3 protein-coding genes are annotated in these 4,872 nt (G+C 41.9%); 2 read left to right on the top strand and 1 reads right to left on the bottom strand.

Translation table 11 applies throughout. The features are described from left to right. Window positions 1-53: 53 nt before the first annotated feature. The gene (locus tag ACM0OS_RS28330; protein ID WP_414546510.1) at window positions 54-767 is read right to left on the bottom strand and encodes a rubrerythrin family protein; all 714 of its coding nucleotides are present in this window, start codon (window positions 765-767) and stop codon (window positions 54-56) included. Window positions 768-1,123: 356 nt separating this feature from the next. Here ACM0OS_RS28330 and ACM0OS_RS28325 point away from each other — a divergent pair, with 356 nt between their 5' ends. Together ACM0OS_RS28325 and ACM0OS_RS28320 are read left to right on the top strand one after the other, a co-directional pair. After that, window positions 1,124-3,010, top strand: coding sequence for an ABC transporter ATP-binding protein (locus ACM0OS_RS28325; protein WP_414546509.1), 1,887 nt, complete (start codon window positions 1,124-1,126; stop codon window positions 3,008-3,010). 26 nt (window positions 3,011-3,036) lie between these two features. Then, the gene (locus ACM0OS_RS28320; protein ID WP_414546508.1) at window positions 3,037-4,572 is read left to right on the top strand and encodes an AbgT family transporter; all 1,536 of its coding nucleotides are present in this window, start codon (window positions 3,037-3,039) and stop codon (window positions 4,570-4,572) included. Window positions 4,573-4,872 lie beyond the last annotated feature (300 nt).

Genomic DNA, 4,872 nt, shown 5'->3' with positions numbered 1-4,872 from the left:
ACCCCCGTCCACTGAGCGTAGCCGAAGTGCTGCCCCCCTACCCCCCCTGCATCTTAGATGGCAGCTTTCTCCTCAAGTGGTTTAAAAGTCTTTTTACTAGCACCGCAGATGGGACATTGCCAATCATCGGGAATGTCTGCAAAAGCTGTACCAGGAGCAATTCCCGAATCAGGATCACCAGTTACGGGGTCGTAAATCATGCTGCATTGTCGGCAAATCCATTTTTGAGTTTTGGGATCTGTATCTACAACCTTAGTTACGGGTTGTCCTCCGTTTAGGACTTCCAAAGCTTCAGCGTAGCGGTCAGCATGGTAATGTTCGACAAACTTGAGTAAACCAAAATTATGGGCAGCTGCGCGAAATGTGTCGGCATGATCAGTAGATTCTTTGGCTTGCTTGAGAAATTCTGCTACAGCGGCATCATTGTGATCGCGTTGGGCTGAGGCGGCAAAATCAGGATACATTGTAGTATATTCGTAAGTCTCGCCTTCAATGGCTAAAGATAAACACCGTGACATAATTTCTTGCTTTTGTGCTGCCGTTAAAGCATTGGCATCTTTTACCACAAGTTCTGGATGCAACAAAACAAAATGTGCAAAGGCGTGTTCTGTTTCCTGTTGTGCGGTTTCTTGAAAAAGTTTTGCCAAGTCTTTATATCCAAGTTTGCGCGCGACTTCAGCAAAAAATAGATACTTGCGGTTGGCCATCGATTCACCGCCAAAGGCAGCTTCTAAATTTTGCAAAGTAGTAACATTTGACATATCCATATCTTTTGGCTGCCTGTGAAGAGATGTTTTTTGGGCAACGACAGCTTCTAAAATCGGGTAAATGAGCTTGATTAGTATACTTTTGAAACGTTTTAGTCAATGCTCATCGACTTATATTTAATTTCCCGCTTTATTCGTTGCCCTAGCAAAATTATAAAACTGATAAATTTGGCAGAGGAAAATTTTAGTCTTAATTTCTGATCAATATATCTTTAGTTCTCTGGGGTGTAAGATATACTTTTTGTAAAAATCCCCAAGAGCAGAGCAAAAATCAGTAAACTTGGGTACAACATCTCAATACTAGTGATCTAGCATCAAAACTGTTGCTAAAATCCAAATAATTTTACCTAAATCCTATGAAAGAAACTGTCCTAGAGGTGCGTAATCTACAAGTTGAATTTTCCGGTGATGGCGGTATTGTCAAAGCTGTGGATGATATATCCTTTCAGATTAATCGAGGTGAAACCCTAGGAATAGTAGGAGAATCGGGTAGTGGTAAATCGGTAACATCACTGGCTGTGATGGGATTGTTGCAAAGTCCCGGTAGAATTAGCGGTGGTGAAGTCTGTTTTCGTCCCCAAGCCAATGCTCAAACAATTGATTTGGTGCAATTGTCTCCTGAAGAAATGCAGTTACACCGGGGTGGCGACATTGCCATGATTTTTCAAGAACCCATGAGTTCGCTCAATCCGGTGTACACTATTGGATTTCAGTTAACTGAAGCAATTCTGCGACATCAAAATGTGTCTGTCGCTGAAGCCAAAAGAATTGCGATCGCAGGTTTGCAAGAGGTTAAACTGCTTCCTAGTGATGATGTGATCCAAAAGCAGTGTATTGAAACCTGGCATCAAAATAACCCCAATTCATCACAATTAGATGACTCCAGGCTGGCAAGGTTAGTTAAGCAGCACAAAGAAGCTGTCTTAGAACGTTATCCACACCAACTATCTGGAGGTCAGTTACAACGGGTGATGATTGCAATGGCCATTTCTTGCAACCCATTACTGTTGATTGCTGATGAACCAACTACCGCTTTAGATGTGACGGTACAAGCCACAATTCTGGAGTTATTGGGAGAATTGCAGCAAAGTCGGGATATGGCAATGATATTTATCACCCACGACTTGGGACTAATTTCGGAAATTGCTGACCAAGTAGCGGTGATGTACAAAGGCAAAGTTGTCGAACAAGGTGCAGCAGAACAAATTTTTAGTAATCCCCAGCATCCCTATACTAAGGGCTTGGTAGCTTGCCGTCCCACACTCAACCGTCGTCCCCAAAAACTCCTCACAGTTTCTGACTACATGAATGTGGAGGAAACACCCACAGGCAATATCATAATTCAGGCGAAAGAACCTGCGCGTCCCGCAGAAGTTAGTACCGAGGAACTCACTCAACGATGGGCGAGTTTAAATGACAAGTCTCCTTTATTAGAAATTCGTGACCTCCAGGTAGGGTTTCCCATCCGGGGTGTGTTTGGGGGAACAAAACGCTACCACATGGCAGTTAATGGTGTTTCTTTTGATGTCAAACCAGGGGAAACATTGGGTTTGGTTGGTGAATCTGGTTGTGGTAAAACTACCCTTGGTAGAAGTTTGCTGCGCTTAATTGAACCAATGAGTGGTCAAATAATTTTTGAGGGACGAGATATAACTACCCTCAAAGGTGAAGCATTACAGAAACTGCGGCGAGAAATGCAAATCGTCTTCCAAAATCCCTTTAGTTCCCTAGATCCTCGCATGAAAATTGGGGAAGCGGTAATGGAACCGTTGCTCATTCACTCTGTGGGTAAAACAAAGCGACAACGGCGAGAACGGGTGGCCGAACTATTAGAAAGAGTGGGTTTAAGCGCCGATGCAATGAACCGTTACCCACATCAGTTTTCTGGAGGTCAACGCCAACGGGTTTGTATTGCTCGTTCTTTGGCTTTAAATCCCAAATTTATTATCTGTGACGAGTCGGTTTCGGCGTTAGATGTGTCGGTACAAGCCCAAGTATTAAATCTATTGAAAGAATTACAGGATGAATTTCAACTGACTTATATCTTCATTTCCCATGATTTAAGTGTAGTGAAATTTATGAGCGATCGCATTTTAGTGATGAATCGCGGTCAAATTGTCGAACAAGGGACAGCCGAAAGTATTTACCTCGAACCCAAGGAAGCATATACACAAAAATTAATTGCTTCGATTCCTACAGGTAGCGCGGAACGGGTGCGTAGTCGTCACTTGCGGACACAATAATAAAATCAGTCCTTGGTAGGTTTGGCATGAATTCTCCTCAAGAACCTCAAAAAAGTGAAAAATTTGCTTGGTTGGGACAGGCTTTAGCCTTTATTGAATCTGTGGGGAATAAATTACCCGACCCCCTGACGCTATTTTTATTATTATCTTTGCTGGTAATTATAGTAAGTGCGATCGCAGCTGATTTCAATCTCTCTGTTATCCAACCTGGAACCAGTGAAACCATTGCTGCGGTATCTCTGCTGACACCTGATGGTATCCGCCGCATTTTCACCTCAGCAGTGAAAAATTTTACTGATTTTCCCCCACTCGGTACTGTATTAGTTGCCATGTTGGGTGTCGGAGTTGCTGAAGCCACAGGTTTACTTTCGGCTTTACTCCGCAAAATTGTTTTAATTGCCCCCAGTCAATTTATCTGTCCTGTGGTGGTATTTGCTGGTATCATGGCAAACATTGCAGCTGATGCTGGCTATGTAGTCCTTGTACCTCTAGGCGCAATTATCTTTTTAGCTTTTCGACGACATCCTTTGGCGGGTTTAGCTGCGGCTTTTGCTGGTGTATCCGGTGGTTTTAGTGCCAATTTAGTCATTAGTTCTCTAGACCCTTTATTGGCGGGAATTACCCAAAGTGCAATAGTTTTAATAAACCCTAATTATCAAATAAATGCCACTGCTAACTATTATTTTATGGCAGTTTCTACCTTTTTGATTACTATAATTGGCTGGATAATTACCGAAAAAATTGTTGAACCAAGATTAGGTAATTATCAGGGTGAAATAGATTTTCCAATGGCACAACTCAGCGTAGCAGAAAATAAAGGTTTACGCTGGGCAGGGTATTCTCTATTAGCATTTACAGCTTTTTTGCTAGTAATGGTATTACCGCCCCAAGGCATTTTACGTAACCCGGAAACCTTTACAATTATCCCTTCACCTTTTCTAGATAGTATCGTGTTTATTATTGCCTTGGCTTTTCTCATACCAGGTATTTTTTATGGTAAAGCCGCAGGCACAATTCATAATGATAAAGATGTTGCCAAAGCCTTAAGTAACTCCATGAGTATTATGGGCTATTACATTGTTTTAGCGTTTGTTGCTGCCCAATTTATTGCCTATTTTAGTTGGAGTAATTTAGGGGCCATTATGGCAATCAATGGGGCTAAATTTCTACAATCTACAGGAATTACAGGCGCACCATTACTAATATTATTCATCTTAGTCAGTATGCTGCTCAACTTATTTGTAGGTTCAGCATCAGCAAAATGGGCAATTATGGCCCCTGTATTTGTACCGATGTTTATGTTAATGGGTTATTCCCCAGAGTTAACCCAAGCAGCATACCGTATTGGTGATTCGACGACTAATATTATTACGCCATTGATGCCTTATTTCCCGGTAGTGGTAGCATTCGGGCAAAAATACGACAAAGATTTAGGCATTGGTACATTAATTGCCATGATGTTACCTTATGCGATCGCCTTTTTATTAGGTTGGTCTATCCTATTGATTATTTGGTTTATCTTGGGTTTACCCCTTGGTCCCGGTGCGTTGATGAAGATTTAACAAACATAGCTACGTATAAATAAATTCTTATAGGACTCCTATTTGATTTTTGAACAAATTAAGTACCAATCGAAAAGGCTTACTCCCTACTCCCTACTCCCGTACCCTTCGGGAAGCTAGGCTAACGGCTGACGCTCACGGCGAAGCCTACTCCCTACTCCCAGCCTACGCAAGTCAGTTCAATAATCAAAGCGGATCACTATATCTAATTTACGTATAACTTTACCATTTTAATAAATATTCTATAACTCACATTCCGCACCCTTAACTGTCACAATCGGTTATTACGGAAGTTGAGTC

Origin of the sequence: Nostoc sp. CCY0012 (genome assembly GCF_963920855.1) — a bacterium.
Classification (GTDB): domain Bacteria; phylum Cyanobacteriota; class Cyanobacteriia; order Cyanobacteriales; family Nostocaceae; genus Cyanocohniella.
This window is presented reverse-complemented; position numbering and strand designations above follow the sequence as displayed.